This window comes from Mycobacterium saskatchewanense (assembly GCF_010729105.1).
In the GTDB taxonomy this organism is placed as follows: Bacteria; Actinomycetota; Actinomycetes; order Mycobacteriales; family Mycobacteriaceae; genus Mycobacterium; species Mycobacterium saskatchewanense.
Map to the genome: position 1 here is coordinate 2785276 of NZ_AP022573.1, position 18898 is coordinate 2804173.

21 protein-coding genes and 1 pseudogene are annotated in these 18898 nt (G+C 66.9%); 15 read left to right on the plus strand and 7 right to left on the minus strand.

The window, feature by feature from the left end; translation table 11 throughout:
- Positions 1-107: 107 nt before the first annotated feature.
- Together G6N56_RS12890 and G6N56_RS12895 are read left to right on the plus strand one after the other, a co-directional pair.
- Positions 108-305, plus strand: coding sequence for a ferredoxin (locus tag G6N56_RS12890; protein WP_085255843.1), 198 nt, complete (start codon positions 108-110; stop codon positions 303-305).
- A 14-nt stretch (positions 306-319) separates the two neighbouring features.
- Positions 320-1684 (plus strand): cytochrome P450, encoded by a 1365-nt coding sequence (locus tag G6N56_RS12895; protein ID WP_085255842.1) that lies wholly within the window; start codon positions 320-322, stop codon positions 1682-1684.
- Positions 1685-1770: 86 nt separating this feature from the next.
- On the opposite strand, the gene G6N56_RS12900 is transcribed toward G6N56_RS12895, so the two are convergent.
- From G6N56_RS12900 to G6N56_RS12910, 3 genes are all read right to left on the minus strand, one after another.
- Positions 1771-2946, minus strand: a complete 1176-nt coding sequence (locus G6N56_RS12900) for an acyl-CoA dehydrogenase family protein (RefSeq protein WP_085255841.1) — start codon at positions 2944-2946, stop codon at positions 1771-1773.
- A complete protein-coding gene (locus G6N56_RS12905) occupies positions 2930-3928 on the minus strand; it encodes an acyl-CoA dehydrogenase family protein (RefSeq protein ID WP_085255906.1) in 999 nt (332 codons plus the stop codon). Before G6N56_RS12905 ends, G6N56_RS12900 begins: the two co-directional genes overlap by 17 nt.
- 100 nt (positions 3929-4028) lie before the next feature.
- On the minus strand, positions 4029-4679 hold the full coding sequence (locus G6N56_RS12910) for a nitroreductase family protein (RefSeq protein ID WP_085255840.1): 651 nt from the start codon (positions 4677-4679) through the stop codon (positions 4029-4031).
- Between the two features lie 181 nt (positions 4680-4860).
- On the opposite strand from G6N56_RS12910, the gene G6N56_RS12915 reads away from it, so the two are divergent.
- The 5 genes from G6N56_RS12915 (at position 4861) to G6N56_RS12935 (ending at position 9209) form a co-directional block, all read left to right on the plus strand.
- Entirely contained in the window at positions 4861-5256 is a 396-nt protein-coding gene (locus tag G6N56_RS12915) for a carboxymuconolactone decarboxylase family protein (protein ID WP_085255839.1), read from the plus strand.
- A gap of 387 nt (positions 5257-5643) precedes the next feature.
- Positions 5644-6735: an amidohydrolase family protein gene (locus G6N56_RS12920; RefSeq protein WP_085255838.1), complete on the plus strand. Its 1092-nt coding sequence runs from the start codon at positions 5644-5646 to the stop codon at positions 6733-6735.
- Between the two features lie 30 nt (positions 6736-6765).
- Positions 6766-7911, plus strand: a complete 1146-nt coding sequence (locus G6N56_RS12925) for an amidohydrolase family protein (protein ID WP_085255837.1) — start codon at positions 6766-6768, stop codon at positions 7909-7911.
- Position 7912: 1 nt separating this feature from the next.
- A complete protein-coding gene (locus G6N56_RS12930; protein ID WP_142280604.1) occupies positions 7913-8326 on the plus strand; it encodes a Rieske (2Fe-2S) protein in 414 nt (137 codons plus the stop codon).
- Between the two features lie 16 nt (positions 8327-8342).
- Positions 8343-9209, plus strand: coding sequence for an alpha/beta fold hydrolase (locus tag G6N56_RS12935; RefSeq protein ID WP_085255836.1), 867 nt, complete (start codon positions 8343-8345; stop codon positions 9207-9209).
- A 5-nt stretch (positions 9210-9214) separates the two neighbouring features.
- Here the strand turns inward: G6N56_RS12935 and G6N56_RS12940 are convergent, their stop codons facing one another.
- The gene (locus tag G6N56_RS12940; protein ID WP_085255835.1) at positions 9215-9688 is read right to left on the minus strand and encodes a hypothetical protein; all 474 of its coding nucleotides are present in this window, start codon (positions 9686-9688) and stop codon (positions 9215-9217) included.
- 33 nt (positions 9689-9721) lie between these two features.
- Between G6N56_RS12940 and G6N56_RS12945 the strand changes: the two genes are divergently transcribed.
- The 8 genes and pseudogenes from G6N56_RS12945 to G6N56_RS12980 all read left to right on the plus strand — a co-directional run bounded on the left by G6N56_RS12945 (position 9722) and on the right by G6N56_RS12980 (position 17021).
- Complete coding sequence (locus G6N56_RS12945) at positions 9722-11020, plus strand: NADH-ubiquinone oxidoreductase-F iron-sulfur binding region domain-containing protein (protein ID WP_085255834.1); 1299 nt, start codon at positions 9722-9724, stop codon at positions 11018-11020.
- 8 nt (positions 11021-11028) lie between these two features.
- Positions 11029-11325, plus strand: a complete 297-nt coding sequence (locus G6N56_RS12950; protein ID WP_085255904.1) for a ferredoxin — start codon at positions 11029-11031, stop codon at positions 11323-11325.
- Entirely contained in the window at positions 11307-12968 is a 1662-nt protein-coding gene (locus G6N56_RS12955) for a thiolase C-terminal domain-containing protein (RefSeq protein WP_085255833.1), read from the plus strand. Before G6N56_RS12950 ends, G6N56_RS12955 begins: the two co-directional genes overlap by 19 nt.
- Positions 12965-13915 carry an alpha/beta hydrolase gene (locus tag G6N56_RS12960; protein ID WP_085255832.1) on the plus strand — a complete coding sequence of 317 codons (951 nt, stop codon included), beginning with the start codon at positions 12965-12967 and terminating at the stop codon, positions 13913-13915. The genes G6N56_RS12955 and G6N56_RS12960 overlap by 4 nt, the downstream gene beginning before the upstream one ends.
- Positions 13912-14727 carry an NAD(P)-dependent oxidoreductase gene (locus G6N56_RS12965; RefSeq protein WP_085255831.1) on the plus strand — a complete coding sequence of 272 codons (816 nt, stop codon included), beginning with the start codon at positions 13912-13914 and terminating at the stop codon, positions 14725-14727. Before G6N56_RS12960 ends, G6N56_RS12965 begins: the two co-directional genes overlap by 4 nt.
- Positions 14715-15521, plus strand: a pseudogene (locus G6N56_RS12970) (NAD(P)-dependent oxidoreductase); the annotation flags it as partial. The gene G6N56_RS12965 and the pseudogene G6N56_RS12970, both read left to right, overlap by 13 nt.
- Positions 15522-15630: 109 nt before the next feature.
- Positions 15631-16833 carry a cytochrome P450 gene (locus G6N56_RS12975; RefSeq protein WP_085255829.1) on the plus strand — a complete coding sequence of 401 codons (1203 nt, stop codon included), beginning with the start codon at positions 15631-15633 and terminating at the stop codon, positions 16831-16833.
- A complete protein-coding gene (locus tag G6N56_RS12980) occupies positions 16830-17021 on the plus strand; it encodes a ferredoxin (RefSeq protein WP_085255828.1) in 192 nt (63 codons plus the stop codon). The genes G6N56_RS12975 and G6N56_RS12980 overlap by 4 nt, the downstream gene beginning before the upstream one ends.
- A 4-nt stretch (positions 17022-17025) precedes the next feature.
- On the opposite strand, the gene G6N56_RS12985 is transcribed toward G6N56_RS12980, so the two are convergent.
- From G6N56_RS12985 to G6N56_RS12995, 3 genes are read right to left on the minus strand one after another with little or no spacing between them, the layout of a single operon-like run.
- On the minus strand, positions 17026-17340 hold the full coding sequence (locus tag G6N56_RS12985) for a DUF1330 domain-containing protein (protein WP_085255827.1): 315 nt from the start codon (positions 17338-17340) through the stop codon (positions 17026-17028).
- Between the two features lie 27 nt (positions 17341-17367).
- Entirely contained in the window at positions 17368-17559 is a 192-nt protein-coding gene (locus G6N56_RS12990) for a ferredoxin (protein WP_085255826.1), read from the minus strand.
- Positions 17556-18830, minus strand: coding sequence for a cytochrome P450 (locus tag G6N56_RS12995; RefSeq protein WP_085255825.1), 1275 nt, complete (start codon positions 18828-18830; stop codon positions 17556-17558). The genes G6N56_RS12990 and G6N56_RS12995 overlap by 4 nt, the downstream gene beginning before the upstream one ends.
- Between the last annotated feature and the right edge of the window lie 68 nt (positions 18831-18898).

Below are 18898 nucleotides of genomic sequence, written 5' to 3' on the forward strand. Positions count from 1 at the left end.
GCGTTGAAAAAGAGGGTGCCTTCGCCAACGGCATGCAGTTGCGCGTCGACGGGTGCGGTCACCTCAAGTGGTACGACTACCAAAACTGAACCCCCGCAAGGAGAACCGTGAAGGTTTGGGTCGATCCCGAACGCTGCCAGGGCCACACCCTGTGCTCGATGATCGCACCGGAGTCCTTCGAGCTCAGCGACATCGACGGCAGCTCGTCAGCGATCGACGAAGACGTGCCCGCCGACCGCGAGGCGAACGTGCGCGAGGCCGCGCGATCCTGCCCGGAGCAGGCCATCATCATCACCGAAAGCTGAAGGGAGGCGCTGCTTTGAGCCTGGACGACGTCGTCAGCGACAGCGGTCGTGACGAGCGCCGATATCACTTCGACCGGCACACCGCCGAGTACCGCACGCAGTTCGCCGCGATCACGCAGGAGATGCACGCCAGGTGCCCGATCGCGTGGAGCGACACCTACGGCGGACACTGGGTTGCGGCCGGCAGCCACGAGGTTTTCGAGCTCGCCCGCTGCCCGGCGGTTTCCAACGATCACGACGTCAACAACCAGCGCCGCGGATACAAGGGCATTTCGATCCCGACGGCCAGCCGCATCAACGGCGTGCGCGGCGGCATCCTGGAGATGGACAACCCCGAGCATCACACCTACCGCAGTGTGCTCAACCCCTACCTGTCACCGGCCGCGGTCAAACGCTGGGAGCCGTTCATCCACGAAGTGACGCGCGCCTGCCTCGACGAGAAGATCGAAGACGGCCGCATCGACTTCGTCGACGACCTGGCCAACGTCGTCCCGGCCGTATTGACGTTGGCGCTCTTGGGCGTCCAGCTCAAGAAATGGAAGTTGTACAGCGAACCGACCCACGCTGCGATCTACACGCCGGAGCACTCCCCCGACATCCAGCGGGTGACCGAGATGCACCGCCAGATGGGGCTCGATCTGGTCAACAACATGATCGAGATCCGCGAGCACCCGCGGCCGGGAATCGTGAATGCGCTGCTACAGATGCGCATTGACGGCGAGCCCGCCCCGGATCTGGAGATCCTGGGGAACCTCGGGCTGGTCATCGGCGGCGGATTCGACACCACGACGGCGCTGACCGCCCACTCGCTGGAATGGCTGTCGCAGCATCCCGACGAGCGTGAACTGCTCGCCACGCAGCGCGATGCGCTGCTCGACCCGGCCACTGAGGAGTTCCTCCGCTACTTCACGCCGGCACCCGGGGACGGCCGCACGTTCTCCGACGACGTGGAACTCGATGGCATCCACTTCAAGGAGGGGGAACGGCTGTGGATCTCATGGGCCATGGCCAACCGCGACCCCTCCGTCTTCCACGACCCAGACCAGATCATCCTCGACCGGAAGGGTAACCGGCACTTCAGTTTCGGACTGGGGGTGCACCGGTGTATCGGATCGAATGTGGCACGCACCGTGTTCAAGGCGATGCTGACCGCCGTCCTGGATCGGATGCCGGACTACCGGTGCGATCCCGCGGGGACCGTGCACTACGACACGATCGGCGTCATCCAGGGCATGAAGCACCTCCCGGCCACGTTTACACCCGGTCGCAGGCTGGGGTCGGGTCTCGATGAGACGTTGGAAAGGCTCCAACGCATCTGCGATGAGCAGGGATTGGCTAGGCCCATCACCGAACGCAAAGAGGCCGCCGTCATCGATTAGGGCGCCGACCAGTTCCGCGGCGAGCAGACGCAAAGACGCGCGAATTAGGTTGGTGGCGTGTGATTTTGCGTCTGCTCGGCGGAATGTTATCCCCGCGGCAGACCCAGCACGCGCTGGGCGATGATGTTGCGTTGGATTTCGGACGTTCCGCCGGCGATCGTGCCGGAGAAGCTGCGGGCAAAGCGCTCGAACCAGCTGGCGAAATAGTGGTCCAAATTCATCGGCGCATAGGGACCGGTCTGTCCCGGCTGGACGAGGCCGTCCGGCCCGGCCGACGACAGCGCGTGTTCGGTCCCGCGCAACTCCGCTTCGGAGCCCAGTAGCTTGAGCACCGAAATCGCGGCCACGTCATCCTCGCCTCGGGCGGCGCGGGCCAGCGCCACCGATCCCAGCAGGCGCAGTGCTTGCTTGTCCATGATCAGGCTCGCATATTGGTCGCACTCGAGCTCCGTGCGGGGGTGCCAGTCGGCGATCACGTTCTCCATGCGATCCGCGAAGCCGAGCCACATCATCGTGCGTTCGTGGCCGAGCGATCCGCTGGCCACCCGCCACCCCCCGTTGACCGCACCCACCAGGTTCTCCGCCGGCACCCGCGCCTCGGTGAAGAACACCTCGTTGAAGTCGAGGTCGTCGGCGGCGCAGATGGACGGGAAGGGCCGGCGCACGACGCCGGGGGTATCGGTGGGGATGATCAAGGCGCTGATGCCCTTGTGCTTGGGCGCATCGGGATCGGTGCGCACGAAGGTCAGCAGCACGTCGGCGTCGTGCGCTCCGGAGGTCCAGACCTTCTGCCCGTTGACCACGAAGTGGTCACCGTCGAGGACGGCACGGGTGCGCAGCGATGCCAGATCGGAGCCGGCGCTCGGTTCGCTCATCCCCAACGACGCGGTGATCTCGGCCCGCAGGATCGGCACCGCCCACCGCCGTTTCTGTTCTGCATTTCCGAACGAGAGTAGCGAGGCTGCAACGATATTCACGCCTTGCGGGTTGAAGCTGTGATAGATCCGGCGGCGGCACAATTCCTCGAGGTGGACGAACTGCTGCACCACAGTCGCGTTGCGCCCACCGAATTCCGGCGGTTGGCCGGGCAGCAGCCAGCCGTTATCGAACAACAGACGCTGCCAACGACGCGCCCACGGCGGCATGTGCGACACGGACCTGGGCCGGTCCTGCGTTTCGCTTGCCGGAGGTAGGTTTTCGTCGAGGAAGGCCCCGAACTCGGCCCGGAACGCCTCGACGTCGGAATCAAAAGTCAGCTGCACGGTACTCCCGCGCGATCTGCGCCCGGTGTTCTGCGGCACCGCCCAACAGGTGTTCGCCGGCTTTGGCCCGCTTGAGCGCGAACTGAAGGTCGTTCTCCCAGGTGAAGCCCATGGCGCCGAAAAGCTGCAAGCCGTGCCGGAATACCAGCGACTGACATTCCCCCGCCGACGCCTTGGCCATCGCGGCCGCGAGCCTGCGCCGCGGGTCGTCCGCCGCGATCGTCAATGCGGCGAAGTAGGCCAGCGCGCGGGCACGCTGGATCGCCACGTGCATGTCGGCGGCCTTGTGCTGGACGGCCTGGAAGGACCCGATCGGCACGCCGAACTGGTGCCGGTTGCGGACGTGGTCGAGCACCAGATCGAGGATGCGCTGGCACGCCCCGACCATGGTGATCGCCATGCCCGTCAGCGCGACGTGCTGGGCCCGTTCAGGATCGACCGCGAGCCGGGCGCTGTCGGAGACCCGAACACCGCTGAACGACAGGTCGGCGACGTGCAGGACGGGGTCGAACACCGCGAAGCGCCGGGACGACACCAGGTTGGCCGGCGCGAGAAACACACCGGCGTCGGTCACCACGGCCAAGGTATCGACGCGGTCGCCGTCGAGGACATGCCGTGCCGTGCCGTCCAGGACCCAGCCGTCGGCGTCGCGGTGCGCCGTCACCCCGCCGCGCACGGCGGTGCCCGATTCGTGTGGGTCGAACCGATCCCCCGCCAACGGCGCGAACTGGCTCATCGTCGCGAGAAAGGGAGTGGGATCCGTTGCGCGGCCGAGTTCTTCGAGCACGATGGCCAGTTCCACCGCGCTGGATTGATCGTTGAGCTCGGTCCAGCCCTGGTCCACGTAGGCCTTCCACAGTGGACTCGGATCGATACCGTCCTCGGCCACGCTGCGCACCAGTGCGGGCGGGCACTGCTTGGCGACGGCGTCGCGCACCGTGCTCTGCCACAGCCGCTGGTCAGCATCGAACTCCAACAGCATTCGCGCCGCCTCCTTCGTCACCGCCACGGCGAGAATAACATTCTCTCCTGCGAAAGTAGCAATCTCGCACGGACCGAGGAGGGCCGCCAGACGCGTTCGGCTATCGGGCGTCCGGCTGCGCCGCCGCCCACTCACCCCAGCGGTCGAGGTTGACGAACTCGGTGAGCGGACGGCGGCGAAGCGGACCGTGCTTACCCTTGGGCCAGCCGACGACCACGTGGCCGGCGATCATCCAGTCGCCGGGCACACCGACGGCTTCGCGCAGCAGTCGCTCCCCGCCGTACGCGGCCCAGCTGGTCATGCAGGCGCCCAGGCCCTGGGCGCGGGCGGCGAGCAGGAAGTTCTGTATCGCCGGGAAGATCGAGCCGCCGAGCAGCAGTTCGGACGCCGTCGGGTAACGCTGCTGCGCGAACAGGACCGACGTGAATTCGCCGGCCCGGTCGTGAAATTCGTAGGTGGCGCGGTAGGTGCGAGCGCGGCGGCTGGTGTCGTCGGCGGCCGGCCGACTCATCCCGTAGACAGGTTCGATCACGGCCAGGGCGTGGGCCGCCGCCTTGGCCACCACCGCGCGTAGCTCGGGTGATCGCAGCACGACGAAGCGCCAGCCCTGGGCGTTGGCGCCGGAGGGCGCCCACCGGGCTGCTTCGAGGCAGCGGGCGAGGGTCCCGTCGTCGACCGGCTCGTCAGTGAACCGACGGATGCTGCGGGCGGTAGACATCACCTCCCAGACGTCATCGCATGCGTCCGCCATGACCCGCTCCTCCGCAATCGAATCCGCGCCCGCCGAAGGCCAAGGGGCCGAGCGCAATTGCGGCCGGTCCACGTCTGTTTCCGTGTGCCGGTGCGCAAGGGACGGCCGACCGGGCGCATTTCGGTGTTGACTGTAGACCGCGCGACTCGATCGCGGCACCGGACCGTAAAGGAGATGGCAAGTGGATCCCGAGACCTACCGACGCGGAGTTGAGTTGCGTTCCGCGGTGCTGGGCGAGGAACACGTCAGGAAGGCGATGGCCGCGGCCGACGACTTCACCAAGCCGCTGCAGGACCTGGTCACCGAGTACTGCTGGGGCGCGGTGTGGGGGCGCGAGGAACTGTCAAGGAAGACGCGCAGCATGCTCAACCTGGCCATGATCGCGGTCCTCAACCGGCCCCACGAGTTGCGAACCCACCTCAAGGGCGCGCTAACCAACGGCGTGAGCCGGGAGGACGTCCGCGAGATTTTCCTCCAGGTCGCCATCTACGCCGGCATGCCGGCCGCGGTCGACAGCTTTCGGATCGCGGGTGAGGTCTTCGCCGAATTGGAGGAGGCCGCCGGCCGACCAAGCTAGCCCAGCCCGGCACCCCCCGCGACACATAAGCCACGCACCCGACACGCCGGGCGGCATCGCACCGGCTTATGCCTCGCGGCGTCATCGGCCACCCGTCCCGGGACGGGCGTCGGCCACCTCCACCGCGCGTAGGTGGCCGGCGAAGGCAGCGGCTGTAACGAACGCGACCGCGCAAACGGCGCAACCCTCGACACGCGAGAATGGTATTATCCGGAATCAAGAACGATGCTTACCACCTCCGCGGCGAAACCGATGCCTACCAGCGCTGATGATTAACCGAAATGCTTACCGGAAACCCATTGATCGGTGATTGGCGAGAATGTTAGCTTTCCCATCGTATGACCCGCCCGGGGTCACTTCGGTTACTCGAACCGAGGGGCGGCTCTCGTGATCGAACACGCTGACGGAACGCGCACGCCGGTGATCGACGCCAGTGTGCACATCTTCTTCCCGTCCAACAAGGACCTGCGCTCGGTGTTGCGCGAGCCCTTCAAAAGTCGCGGATTCCCCGATTACGAGATGGACTGGTACGGGGCGCCGGGCGGCGAATACGCGCCGAACACCGAGGGCCCGGACGGCCAATATCCCGGTTCGGATCCCGAATTCGTTGCGAACGAGCTGTTCTCGCGGCGCGGAATCGACGTCGCGATCCTGCATCCCATGGGCCGCGGCATCATGCCTGACCGTCACCTGGGTAGCGCGCTGCATGCCGCCCACAACGAGATGATGGTGTCGCGCTGGCTGGATTCCGGGGAGTTCGGTGACCGGTTCCGCGGGACGATCCGGGTGAATCCCGACGACATCGCCGGCGCGGTCCGCGAGGTCGCAAAGTGGCGTGCGCACCCGCGGGTCGTCCAGATCGGGGTCCCCCTGCAGTCCCGCGAGCTGTACGGCAAACCACAGTTCTGGCCATTATGGGAGGCGGCCGCCGACGCGAATCTCCCGGTGGCGGTGCACATCGAATCCGGCGAGGGCATCGGGTTCCCCCCGACGCCGTCCGGCCACACGCTGACCTACGAGCAGTACGTGGGATTCATGGCCCTCAACTACCTGTATCACCTGATGAATATGATCGCCGAGGGCGTGTTCGAGCGATTCCCCGGCCTGAAGTTCGTGTGGGCCGACGGCGCGGCGGATTTCGTCACGCCCTTCATCTGGCGCATGGATACCTTCGGGCGTCCTCATCTCGAACAAACCCCCTGGGCCCCAAGGATTCCCAGTGACTACCTGCCCGGCCACGTGTATTTCGTGCAGGGCAGCCTCGATGGTCCCGGGGACACGGACTTCGCCGGTGAATGGTTCGGCTTCACCGGCAAGGACAACATGGTGATGTTCGGCTCCAGCTACCCGCACTGGCAGTGCGGTGACATCCGCAAGCTGCCCAGGGCGCTGTCGGTCGAGCAGCGGGAGAAGGTGTGCTGGCGCAATGCGGCCGACCTGTACGGCATAGACATCGCGGTCGGCTCAGGCGCACAGTAGAGGAATCAAGCGAGACCGAGGAGCTTCGAGATGACGCTGACCCACCTGCACGAACGGGTTCCCGCCGCGGAACGAATAGCCGTCCGGTGCGTCGACTCGGACGTCCACCCGGTGCCCAGGCGCGGGGAGATCACCCCCTACATCCCGGAGCCGTGGCGCACCAAATTCTTCCTCAAACACAAGGTGGGCGAGCTCATCTACTACGACGCCCCCGACTACGCGCACGCGTTCGCGATGCGGACCGACACTTTCCCGCCGGACGGCGAATTCCCCGGCAGCGACCCGGACATGGCTTTCCGGCAGCTGATCATGGAGGCCGGGTCCGACATCGCCATTCTGGAACCCGCGGGCCGTACGCCGCGGCTCCCCGAAGCTCATCAGGCGTTCGCGAGCGCGCTCAACGACTGGCAGGCGAATCATTGGCTGGACGGCCACAACAACTGGCACGAGCGGTGGCGGGGTTCGATCTGCGTGGCGGTCGAGGACCCGGACGGTGCGGTCGGCCAGATCGAGAAGTGGGCAGGTCACCCCTATATGGCCCAGATCCTCATCAAAGCCGAGCCGCGACCCTCCTGGGGCCACCCGAAGTACGATCCGATCTGGGCGGCGGCAACCAAGCACGACATCACGGTGAGCTGCCACCTGTCGCGCAGCAACTACGAGTTGCTGCCGACCCCGCCCGTCGGATTCCCCAGCTACAACCACGATTTCATGGTGACCTACTCGCTGCTGGCCAATAACCAGGTGATGAGCCTGATCTTCGACGGAGTCTTCGACCGATTCCCCACCCTGCGAATCGTGTTCGTGGAGCATGCATTCACGTGGATACTGCCGCTGATGTGGCGCATGGACGCCATCTACGAAGCGCGCAAGTCGGAGATGGACATCAAACGCAAGCCATCGGATTACGTCAAGGACCACATTAAGTTCACCACCCAGCCGCTGGACTACCCCGAAGACAAGACCGAGCTGACACGCGCCCTGGAGTGGATGGAGTGCGAGAAGATCCTGCTGTTCTCCTCCGACTACCCGCACTGGACGTTCGACGACCCGCGCTGGTTGATCAAGCACCTCCCCAAGGCGGCTCGCGAAGCGGTCATGTACAAGAACGGCATCGCGACCTACCACCTCCCCGAGACCGTGCCGGTGCTCGAGGGTCAAGTCCGGGTGTTTTGAGTTGGTGTCCGAAGAGCACGGGGCAACCGTCAGGCGGCCCCAGCCCCGCCTCGCTCAGGGCCGCGAGCACCTTGTGGCAACCGTCGACGAGATCCCGCCGGGCGGACACAAATTGGTGCCGATCGGCCGGCACGGCGTCGGCGTCTTCAACGTCAACGGCACGTTCTACGCCATCGCGAACTACTGCCCGCACCAGGGTGGACCGCTCTGCTCGGGGCGCGCCCGGGGACGAACGATCGTCGACGAAACCGCCCCCGGTGACGCGGTCATGGTCCGCGACCTGGAGTTCATCTATTGTCCCTGGCACCAATGGGGTTTCGAGCTGGCGACCGGCACGACCGCCGTCAAGCCGGAGTGGAGCATCCGCACCTACCCGGTCCGCGTGGTCGACAATGACGTCCTGGTAATGGCCTGACGCGACGGGAGAATCAGTGCCTTCTATCGAGGTGAATGGTGGCAGCGTCGTCTATGAGATCCTCGGCGGCGCCGGTGACTTCATCGTCCTGACACCAGGCGGGCGATTCGGCAAGGAGATCCCCGGCCTGCGCCCCCTGGCCGAGGACCTGGCCGCCGGCGGCTTCCGGGTGCTGCTGTGGGACCGACCCAACTGCGGCGCCTCCGACGTCCAGTTCTACGGGCAGAGCGAGTCGCATATGCGAGCCGAGACGCTGCACGGCCTGCTGGACGCGCTCGGTGTCAGGAGCTGCATCCTCGCCGGGGGCTCCGGTGGCGCAAGGGATTCCATGCTCACGACCATGCTCTATCCGGAGCTCGTCGAGAAGCTGGTGGTCTGGAACATCGTCGGCGGCATCTACGGAACCTTTGTGCTCGGCTCCTACTACATCATCCCGAGCATCCTTGCCGCCCGCGGAACCGGCATGGACGGCGTGGTCAAGGTCGCCGAGTGGCGCGAGCGCATCGAGGAGAACCCGAACAACAAGCAGCGGTTCCTCGACTTCGAGAAGGACGACTTCCTCAAGGTGATGCTGCGCTGGCTCAACGCTTTCGTCTCCAAGCCCGGGCAGACGATCCCGGGCGTCGATGACGAGATGTTCGACCGCATCAGGGTCCCGACGCTGATCATCCGCGGCGGCGAAAACGACTGGGATCATCCGAAGCGAACGTCGCTGGAGGTCAGCTGCCTGATCAAGGGCTCCAAGCTGATCGATCCGCCGTGGCCCGAAGACGCGTGGGAGCGCGCTTCGGAAGATCGTGCGGCCGGCAGGGTGCAGCACTTCAACATGTTCGACACCTGGGTGCAGGCGGCACCCGCGATCCTCGAGTTCCTGGGCTCGTGAGGCGTTCAGACGGGGTGGATGTGCACCTCGCAATTGAGCGAGGCCTCGAGAGCGGTATGGATCCGGCTTTCGGGAACCCGCTCGAGGTCACCCTCCCGCAGGGTCACGTGCACGATGTCGAAGCCGTCGTCGCCGGGGGTCCGGACGATGTCGCCGGTGAGCCCGAAGGCGCCGAGCACGCCGTGCGCGTCGTCGTCGGTTCCCCTGCTGATGTACGTGACCACACCAGCCAGCGCACCGGGCCCGAACGCTCTGTTGCACAGGTCAATCCCAAGCGCCTTCAGCCCATCGACATCGTTGCCGGTGATGAGCAGCTCGACCTCGCGGCGGTCGACCGGCATGGTGGTCAAATCGTTGGCGACGACATCCGCGCCGATCTCGCCGGCCAGCCCCAGGAGCGCCGTCATGCCGTCGCTTAGCTCGGCAGCGGTGCGCAGGCCGGAGGGGTCGACATTGACGCGCACGACGGCGGTTCGCATGAGCGCAAGACTAACTGCGACGGAGAACCCGTGATGGAAACCAGCGCCGCTCCGGCGATCACCGTCGCCCCCTGGCCCGGTTGCGCACCGCGGCTGGTGGGCGATCGGCCCGGCGGGGACCGGCACGACCACCCCACCTACCAAGCGCTCGGCGGCTACCAAGCGCTGGCCGACCCCGGCGTACTGCTCGCCGAAGTGGAGGCCAGCGGGCTGCAGGGCCGCGGCGGCGCTGCTTTTCCGCTGGCCGTGAAGCTGCGTGCGGTGCGCGACAACGGTCGTGCCAACGGCGGCTGCGCCGTCGTTGCGAACGGCGAGGAGGGCGAGCCGGCATCGATCAAAGACCGTTGGTTGCTGCGCAACCGTCCGCACCTGATCCTCGACGGACTCCGGTTGGCCGCGGCGATGGTGGCGGCGGACCGCGCCTATGTTTACCTTTCCGACCCGGAATCGGCGCGCAGTGTGGAGGCCGCGCTCGCCGAAGGCCCGTCGGGCGACGTCACCGTCGAGTTGTGCAACGTCCACCCGGGCTACATCGCAGGTGAGGAAACCGCCGTCACGCGGGCGATCAACGGGGGCCCGGTCAAGCCGACCGACAAACCCCCCCGCCCCTTCCAGAAGGGGGTCGGCGGGCTGCCCACCCTGGTCAGCAACGTCGAAACCCTCGCCAATCTGCCGTTCCTGCAGCGCCACGGCGCGGCGGCGTTCCGCTCACAAGGCACGTCGCTCTCGCCGGGAACCTTCCTGGTCACGCTCACCGGGGCAGGCCGGCCGCCGGCGCTCTACGAGGTTCCGCACGGCCTGCCATTCACCGAACTGCTTGCCTTGCACGGCGTTTCGTCCGAGCGAGTGAAGGGCGCCCTGCTCGGCGGTTACTTCGCCGGCCTGCTCAATCGCTCGGTGCTGGACGCGACCCTCGACCACGAGACGCTGCGGGGGTTGGGCAGCGGCCTGGGTTGTGGTGCGATCGCGGTGATCACCGACGACTGCCCGGTCGCCGTCGCCGCCTCCGTGCTCGCCTACTTCGAGCGCGAGAACGCCGGGCAGTGCGGGTCCTGTTTCAACGGCACCGCCGCGATGGCCGCCGTCGCCGGCGCCCTTCGTGATGGCGTGGCCACCCCCGAGGACCTCAGCCGGCTGCGACGCTGGTCGGTGATGCTGCGTGGACGCGGGGCCTGCGCCACACTCGACGCCGCCACCAATATGGCCCGCACGCTCCTCGACCAATTTCCGCATGGCGTCGCGCGCCATCTGGGCAACTCCTGTGAAGGATGTGGCGACAACCCATTCCGGGCGGATCGGCCCTACGAGGCGGAGGCGGTGGCGTACGCGTGAATCAGGGCATGAAGATTCACCTGGACCGCACCCTGTGTGACGGCTTCGGGATCTGCGCGAAGCACGCACCGGCGTACTTCTCGCTCGACGACTGGGGTTACGCCTGCGTGATCGGGGACGGCACCGTGGCAGCGGCCGACCGCGACGCGGTCATGCGCGCCCTGATGGACTGCCCGGTGCACGCCATCATGGAACTGGACGAACGCCGCCCCGACGACGTGCCCCCACCGCCGAGCGGCGACGAGGACCCCGCCGCACACCTGAAAGTCGAAGAGAACGAAGCCGAATGGGGTTTCACGCGTTGACCGGTCGTCCCGCACCGCTGGTCACGCCCGACAACGAGTTCTTCTGGACGTCGGGCGCCGACGGCAAGCTGCGCCTGCAGGAATGTCGGGCCTGCGGATCGCTGATCCACCCGCCGGCGCCGGTGTGCCGCTACTGCCGCTCGCTCGACATGGGGGTGCGAGCGGTCTCCGGGAAGGCGACACTGGCGGGATTCACCGTGAATCACCGGTTCAGCCTGCCCGGGCTGCCGGCACCGTACGTTGTGGCGCAGGTGGCGATCGCGGAAGATCCCCGGATCCGGTTGACCACCAACATCGTTGAGTGCGATCCCGGACTGCTCGAACTCGGCCAGCAGATGGAGGTGGTCTTCGAGCGGGCCGAGGACGCCTGGCTGCCGCTGTTTCGGCCCGCCGCGGCCACCGAGACCGGTCCGCTGCCGGACGACGAGATCGCACCCGAGCGCTTCGGCGAGCACGTCCGGCCCATGCTGACGCCGGACAAGTTCGAGGACAGGGTGGCGCTCACCGGCATCGGCATGTCGCCGATCGGTCGCCGGCAGATGGTCCCGCCGCTGGTGCTGACGGTGCAGGCTTGCGAGGCGGCGATCGCCGATGCGGGCCTGACATTCGCCGACATCGACGGCCTGTCAACCTATCCGGGCGGCGGCAACCTCGGCGGGTTCGGTGAGGGCGGCGTCACCGCGCTGGAGGCGGCGCTGGGGATCCGCCCGACGTGGCACAACGGGGGGATCGAAACCTTCGGCCCGGGTGGTTCGGTGATCGCGGCGATGCTCGCCGTCGCCACCGGCCTGGCCCGCCACGTGCTGTGCTTCCGGACGCTCTGGGAGGCCACCCACAACGAGCTAATGAAGCAGGGCAAGATCGGCGCGTCGATGGGGCGGCCCGCCGGCTGGATGATTCCCTTCGGGGCGACGTCGGCGGCGCACACTCTGGCGATGAACGCGCAGCGGCACTTCCACCGCTATGGCACGACGAAGGAGACGCTCGGCTGGATCGCGCTGAATCAGCGGGCCAACGCGGAACTCAACCCCACCGCGGTGTACCGCTCCCCGATGACGATGGACGACTACCTGGGCGCGCGCCCCATCACCACGCCGTTCGGTCTCTACGACTGCGACGTGCCGTGTGACGGCGCCATCGCGGTCATCGTCTCGGCCGTGGACGCCGCCCGCGACCTGGCGAAGCCGCCCGTCCTGGTCGAGGCGGTGGGAACCCAGATCATCGAACGGATCGACTGGGACCAGAGCACGCTGACCCACGAGCCCCAGGTGCTGGGGCAGGCCGCGCACGTGTGGAGCCGTACCTCGCTGCGCCCCAACGACGTCGACGTCGCCGAACTCTACGACGGCTTCACCATGAACTGCCTCGCGTGGATCGAGGCGCTGGGCTTCTGCGAAATCGGCGGTGCCAGGGACTTTTTGGATGGCGGCAAGAACATCGCCCGCGACGGGTTGCTGCCGCTCAACACCCACGGCGGTCAGCTCTCCCATGGACGCACGCACGGCATGGGCCTGCTGCACGAAGCGGTCGCCCAGCTGCGTGGCGAGGCGGGCGATCGCCAGGTCACCGACGCCCGCGTGGGCGTCGTCAGTAGCGGCGGCCTCACGCCCAGCGGGGTGCTTCTGCTGCGGTCCGACGCATGACCCCGCCGGCCGTCCGACCCCGGCTGGTGATCGTCGACGGCGTGCCGATGTCGGCACTGGTCGCGGAAGCAGAGCGGCCCAAGGCCGTCATCATGGCCATTCACGGCGGGGGCACCACCGCAATCTATTTCGACTGCCCGGGCCATCCGTCGTTGTCCCTGCTGCGCGCCGGCCCGGCGGCCGGCTTCACCGTCGTGGCGCTCGACCGCCCCGGGTACGGTAGCTCGGCGCCCTACCCGGAAGCGATGGCCCGGCCCGAGCAGCGCGTCGACCTCGCCTATGGCGCGGTGGAACGCATCCTCGGCGACAGACCGCGCGGAGCCGGGTTGTTCGTGATGGGCCACTCCGGCGGCTGTGAGCTGGCGATGCGGATGGGCGCCGACGAGCGCGGCGCCCATCTGCTGGGAATGGAGCTGGCGGGGACCGGCCGGCACTACCACCCCGCCGCCCGAGAGATCCTGAAGACGGCGACCCGGGAGCGCCGCCCCGCTGGTCTGCGCGAGCTGTTGTGGCACCCGGAGCGGCTCTATCCGGCGGAGGTGCTCACCGGGGTCACCGTCTCCCCGACAGCCCCCGCCTACGAAGACCAGATGGTGTCGGATTGGGCCCGGAGCACGTTTCCTGCACTGGCGCCCGCCGTCCGCGTGCCCGTCCATTTCTCCATCGCCGAGCACGAAAAGGTCTGGCAGAACGACCCTTCGGCCGTTTCCGCGATCGAGGCGATGTTCTCCACGGCGCCCTCGTTCACCCTGCACAGGCAGCCGGACGCGGGACACAACATCAGCCTCGGCCACACCGCGGCGGACTATCACGCGAAGGTCTTCTCGTTCGCCGACGAATGCGTGGCCGCCCAGGCCTCGACCGTGACGCCACAGTCACCGTCGGAGCCGAACGTGGCGGTGGCGTCAAACACGGCGGACAGCGAAGCCGATTCGGAGGCAGGGTGAGGGTCGGCTTCATCGGCCTGGGCAGCCAGGGCGCGCCGATGGCGCGGCGCATCCTCGAGGGCGGCTACCCGACCACGCTCTGGGCGCGCAGAACCGCGACCCTCGAGCAGTTCGCCGGCACCACCGCTAATTTCGCCGCGTCCCCGTCCGAGCTCGCCGCGGACAGCGACCTGGTCTGCCTCTGCGTTGTCGGTGACAATGACGTCGAGGAGATCACCGGCGGCGACGACGGCCTGCTCCTTGCGATGAAGCCGGGCGGTGTGATCGCGGTGCACAGCACGGTGCATCCGAACACCTGCCGTGGACTCGCAAAGAAGGCCGCCGCTCAGCGCGTTTCGGTGATCGACGCGCCCGTCAGTGGCGGCGGCCCGGCAGCGGCGGAGGGCCGCCTGCTGGTGATGGTCGGCGGCGACGCCGACGTCGTCGAACGCTGCCGTCCCGTCTTCGAAACCTACGCCGACCCGGTCGTTCACCTCGGCGAGCTCGGCACCGGACAAACCACCAAGTTGCTCAACAACCTGTTGTTCACGGCAAACCTGGCCACGGCGGCCACCACGCTGTCGCTCGCGGAGGCGCTCGGGGTCGATCCGGACCGGCTCGCCCAGGTCGTCTCCCGCAGCAGCGGAAACAGCTTCGCCCTCAATGCCCTCGGCGGCGTAGGAGGGTTGCAACGCCTCGCGGGCATCGCGGGAGGGCTCTTGCAAAAGGACGTGCGCCTGGTGGTCGACCTCGCCGAGCAGGGCGGCGCCAACGCCGGCGCCGTGCTGGACGCGGCCGACGCCACCCTGGCCCTGATGGGCCATCCCCGGTGAGGATCGGGTTCGTCGGCGCCGGCCGGATGGGGCGTCCGATGGTTGCCCGCCTGGTCGGGGCGGGCCACGACGTCCGGGTTTTGGGCCGATCCGCCGACAAGCGCTGCGAATTGGACCGCATGGGCGCTCGGGCCGTCGCCGACATGGCCCAGGTGGGCGCCGACGCCGACATCGTCGTGGTTTGCGTGTTCACCGACGAACAGCTGCAAGAGGTGTGCTTGGCCGGCGAGCTGCTGCCGTCGATCGCGCCGGGTTCGGCGCTCGTGGTCCACACCACCGCAAGTCCGAGAACCATCGAAGCGATCGCCGCACGGGCCGGTGCGGTCGACGTGGTCGATGCCGCCGTCAGCGGAGGCCCGCACGACGTTGCGGCCGGCCAGCTGACGCTGTTCGTCGGCGGCTCTCAGCGGGCGATGACGCGGGTGCGGCCGGCGCTCGGATGCTATGGGGACCCCATGCTGCGCGTCGGGCCAGTCGGCGCCGGACAGAAGGTGAAGCTGATCAATAACGCGCTGTTCGCCGCTCATATCGGCTTACTTGCCGAGTCGGTGCGGGTGGGCGAGCGGCTGGGCGTGCCGGAGTCGGCCTTGCTACCAGCCCTGGCCCACGGCAGCGCGACGAGCCGAGTGTTGAACCTCATCGCCGCAAAGGGTTCCGTCTCCGCATTCGCCGACGCGACGGGTGGCTTCGTCGGCAAGGACGTCGCCGTCGTTCGCGACATCACGGACGAACTGGGCACCGACCTCGGCGCGCTCGACGACGCCATCAAGGCTCTCGGCGACGCCCTGGGATGACCCCGTTTTGGTGCTTTTCGCTTCGTCCCGAAGCCGCTACCGTTAGCGTTACAGTCAGCCAGACCGCTGTAACGATCCGAGTCAGCAGCCCGCCGTTCAGGAGTGTCCAATGACCACATCGAAGTTGGTCTTCGATCCGTTCTCCGTGGAATTCTTCAACGGTGCCTGGGATACGTATCGGCGGATGCAAGAGGAGGCGCCGGTCTATTACAACGAGGAGTACGACTTCTACGCGCTGACTCGTCACGAGGATGTTGCCGCAGGGCTGAAGGACTTCGAGACGTACTCGTCGGCCTACGGCATCGACCTGGCAATGGTGCGATCCGGACAGCAACCGCCCCAGTCGATCATCTTCATGGATCCCCCCGACCACCGACACATGCGAAGCCTGCTCAACAAGGTGTTCACCCCCCGCGCCATCGAATCCCAGCGGCAGATGGTGATCGAGAAAGTCGACAAGTACCTCAGCGCGGCGGACCCCAACCATTTCGACGCGGTACAAGATCTCTCCGGCCCGTTCCCGGTCGAGGTGATCACGACGATGCTGGGCGTGCCGGACGAGCACGCGCAGAGAATCCGCCACCTGATCGACGAGTCGCTGACTCGCGAGCCCGGCCAGGTCGAGGTTGGCGAGAAGGGCATGCAGGCCAACATCGAAACCGCGATGCTGTACTACGACCTGGTCATGCAACGCCGCGCCGAGCCGCGCAACGACCTGTTCACCAAGCTGATCGAGGCGGAGATCGACTGTGACAACGGCGAGAAAAGGAAACTCGACGACCTCGAGATTGCCGGCTTCGCAACGCTCTTGGGCGGGGCGGGGGCCGAGACGGTCACCAAGCTCGTTGGCAATGCGCCGGTGGTGTTCGGCCGAAATCCCGACCAGTGGCAGAAACTTCTCGACGACCGTAGCAAGATCCCGGCCGCGGTCGAGGAGTTGTTGCGCTACGAGGCACCCTCGCAGTATCAGGTCCGCCGCTCGATGCGCGACGTCCACCTGCATGGCGTCACCATCCCGGCTGGGATGCCGGTGTTCCTGATCAATGGCGCGGCCAACCGTGACCCCGCGGCGTGGACCGACCCGGATAAGTTCGACATCGACCGCGACCGGACGGAAGCCCAGAACGTGGGGTTTGGTTACGGGATTCACAGCTGCCTGGGTGCGGCGCTGGCCCGCATGGAGAGCGCGATCGCGTTGGACAGGCTGCTTGACTTCATGCCCCGTTTCGAGGTGGACTGGGCCGGCTGCGAACGCGTCCACATGCAGAATGTGGCCGGCTGGAAGCACGTACCGGTGAGGGTGTTGCGATGAAAATCGATGTGGACTGGGATCTTTGCGAGAGCAACGGGGTGTGCATGGGCATCATTCCCGAGGTCTTTCAGCTCGGGGACGACGACATGCTGGCCGTGCTGCAACCGGAAGTCACTGCGCAGAATGAGGCGCAGGTGCGCGAGGCCGTGCGCCAATGCCCCCGGCAGGCGATCTCGCTCCTCGAGTAGCGGATCAACCAGTGGCCGAAGGCATTTCGAAACCGCTCAGGATGACCGCGTTGCAGTCGGCTGCAGCCTGGCGTAATCGGGCCGCCTCTTGGTACGCCTCAGATTCGTACCATGCGCGGGCGGCGTCCACCGATTCGAACTCGAGCACCACGGTTTGGTCGCCGTGCCAGACACCCTCGAGCACTGTGGGGTTGGTGTCCACCGAAAGGATATTGACTCCGCCCATGGCGGCTCCCGCCGCACGGCCATAAGCCTTCATCCCCTCGGGGTCCTTGATGGCCTCAGTGAGGATGACATATCCTTTCGGCCCCTCAGCCACTTGTATCTCCTCGATCGGACCGGTGTTTCACCGAGATTCGACGATGGCCTGCTCGGGACAGCATTGGATCGCCTCCAGAGTGGCCGCTTCGAACTCCGTCGGCACATCCGACGCTATTGCGACGGCATAACCATCCTCGGTCAGGTTGAACACCTCAGCGCACAGCGTCACGCACACGCCGTGGCCGCGGCAGCGCTGATCGTCGACCGACACCTTCATGCCGGCGTGAACTCCAGGTGCAGCTCGGTGAGGCCGCGCAGGATGTAGGTCGGAACATATTGGTAGCTGCGGTCATTCGACGGGCCGTGGACGCGCTCGTCGATCCGAATGTCCGAGGTCCGGTCGAGCAGTCGCTCGAGCGCCACCCGAGTTTCGGCCCGCGCCAGCGGTGCGCCGGGGCAGCTGTGGATGCCCCGTCCGAAGGACAGATGCTGCCGCGCGTTCTTGCGGGCCGCGTCGAATGTGGCGGGTTCGTCGAACCGGCGCGGATCGCGGTTGGCGGCCGCCTGCAGGATCATCACGGTGGTGCCGGCGGGCAGGTCGACGCCACCCACGCTGACCGGCACCCGATTGAGGCGGAAGTCGCCCTTGACCGGGCTCTCGACGCGCAGTGCCTCTTCGATGAAGTTGGGAATCAGGCTGCGATCCTTGCGCAGTTGGCGCTGGATGTCGGGGCGCTCACCGAGGATCTGCAGAGCGGCGCCCAGCAGGCGTACGGTGGTTTCCTGACCCGCCGAGAACACGTTGCACGCCACTCGCGCCACGTCCTCGACGTCGGGCGTCGTGCCGTCGGGGAAGGTGGCGCCGGCCAGACCGGTGAGCACGTCGTCGCGCGGTTCGCGCCGGCGGTCCCGGATGTAGTCGGCGAAGGTCCCGTAAAGGAATTCCAGCGGGTTGTGCGCCAACGCTTCCTTGCCGGTACCCCCGACGCCGCCACCCGAGTGCTGGCGGATGTCCCTGACGAATTGATCGCGATCCTCCTCGGGCACGCCGAGCAGGTCGGCGATCACCAGCAACGTGAACGGCCCGGCGAACCCCTTGATGAATTCGCCCCGCCCAGCCGGCAGGAAACCGTCGAGCACCCGGTCGGCGAGCACCCACATCGCGTCCTCGTTTTCCTTGAGGCGCTTGGGGGTGATCAAGCGCATCAGCAGGGCGCGGTGATTGGTGTGCGTCGGCGGGTCGAGCGTCGGCAACTGGTCACTGAACGGAAGCTCGTCGCGATGGTCCTCGATGAGCTGCGTGATGTCGTCACCCTCGATCGGTACCGGGAAGCCGGGGAACGGTCCGGTGACCGAAATGCAGGAGGAGAAGGTGTCGGCGTCGTTCAACACCGCGCACGCCTCGTCCCACCCGGTCACCATGGTGACGCCGTGGTGGCTCTCCCGGGTTACCGGGCACTGCTGTCGGAGCGCCTCGTAATAGGGATACGGGTCCTCGACAAGCCGCGGGTCCCGGAAAAAATCCATGTCGGTGAACTGGTTCACCATCAGTCGCTCCGTTCGAATCTCGGATATCGAGAATGTTCCTCTCAGAGATGAGTATTACATTTCCACAC

Bases quoted from the DNA above. Each gene is read 5' to 3' on its own strand.
- G6N56_RS12905 (WP_085255906.1), bottom strand. From the start codon at position 3,928: ATGCTGTTGGAGTTCGATGCTGACCAGCGGCTGTGGCAGAGCACGGTG.
- G6N56_RS12910 (WP_085255840.1), bottom strand. From the start codon at position 4,679: ATGGCGGACGCATGCGATGACGTCTGGGAGGTGATGTCTACCGCCCGC.
- G6N56_RS12925 (WP_085255837.1), top strand. From the start codon at position 6,766: ATGACGCTGACCCACCTGCACGAACGGGTTCCCGCCGCGGAACGAATA.
- G6N56_RS12940 (WP_085255835.1), bottom strand. From the start codon at position 9,688: ATGCGAACCGCCGTCGTGCGCGTCAATGTCGACCCCTCCGGCCTGCGC.
- G6N56_RS12945 (WP_085255834.1), top strand. From the start codon at position 9,722: ATGGAAACCAGCGCCGCTCCGGCGATCACCGTCGCCCCCTGGCCCGGT.
- G6N56_RS12950 (WP_085255904.1), top strand. From the start codon at position 11,029: ATGAAGATTCACCTGGACCGCACCCTGTGTGACGGCTTCGGGATCTGC.
- G6N56_RS12955 (WP_085255833.1), top strand. From the start codon at position 11,307: ATGGGGTTTCACGCGTTGACCGGTCGTCCCGCACCGCTGGTCACGCCC.
- G6N56_RS12960 (WP_085255832.1), top strand. From the start codon at position 12,965: ATGACCCCGCCGGCCGTCCGACCCCGGCTGGTGATCGTCGACGGCGTG.
- G6N56_RS12975 (WP_085255829.1), top strand. From the start codon at position 15,631: ATGACCACATCGAAGTTGGTCTTCGATCCGTTCTCCGTGGAATTCTTC.
- G6N56_RS12980 (WP_085255828.1), top strand. From the start codon at position 16,830: ATGAAAATCGATGTGGACTGGGATCTTTGCGAGAGCAACGGGGTGTGC.
- G6N56_RS12990 (WP_085255826.1), bottom strand. From the start codon at position 17,559: ATGAAGGTGTCGGTCGACGATCAGCGCTGCCGCGGCCACGGCGTGTGC.
- G6N56_RS12995 (WP_085255825.1), bottom strand. From the start codon at position 18,830: ATGGTGAACCAGTTCACCGACATGGATTTTTTCCGGGACCCGCGGCTT.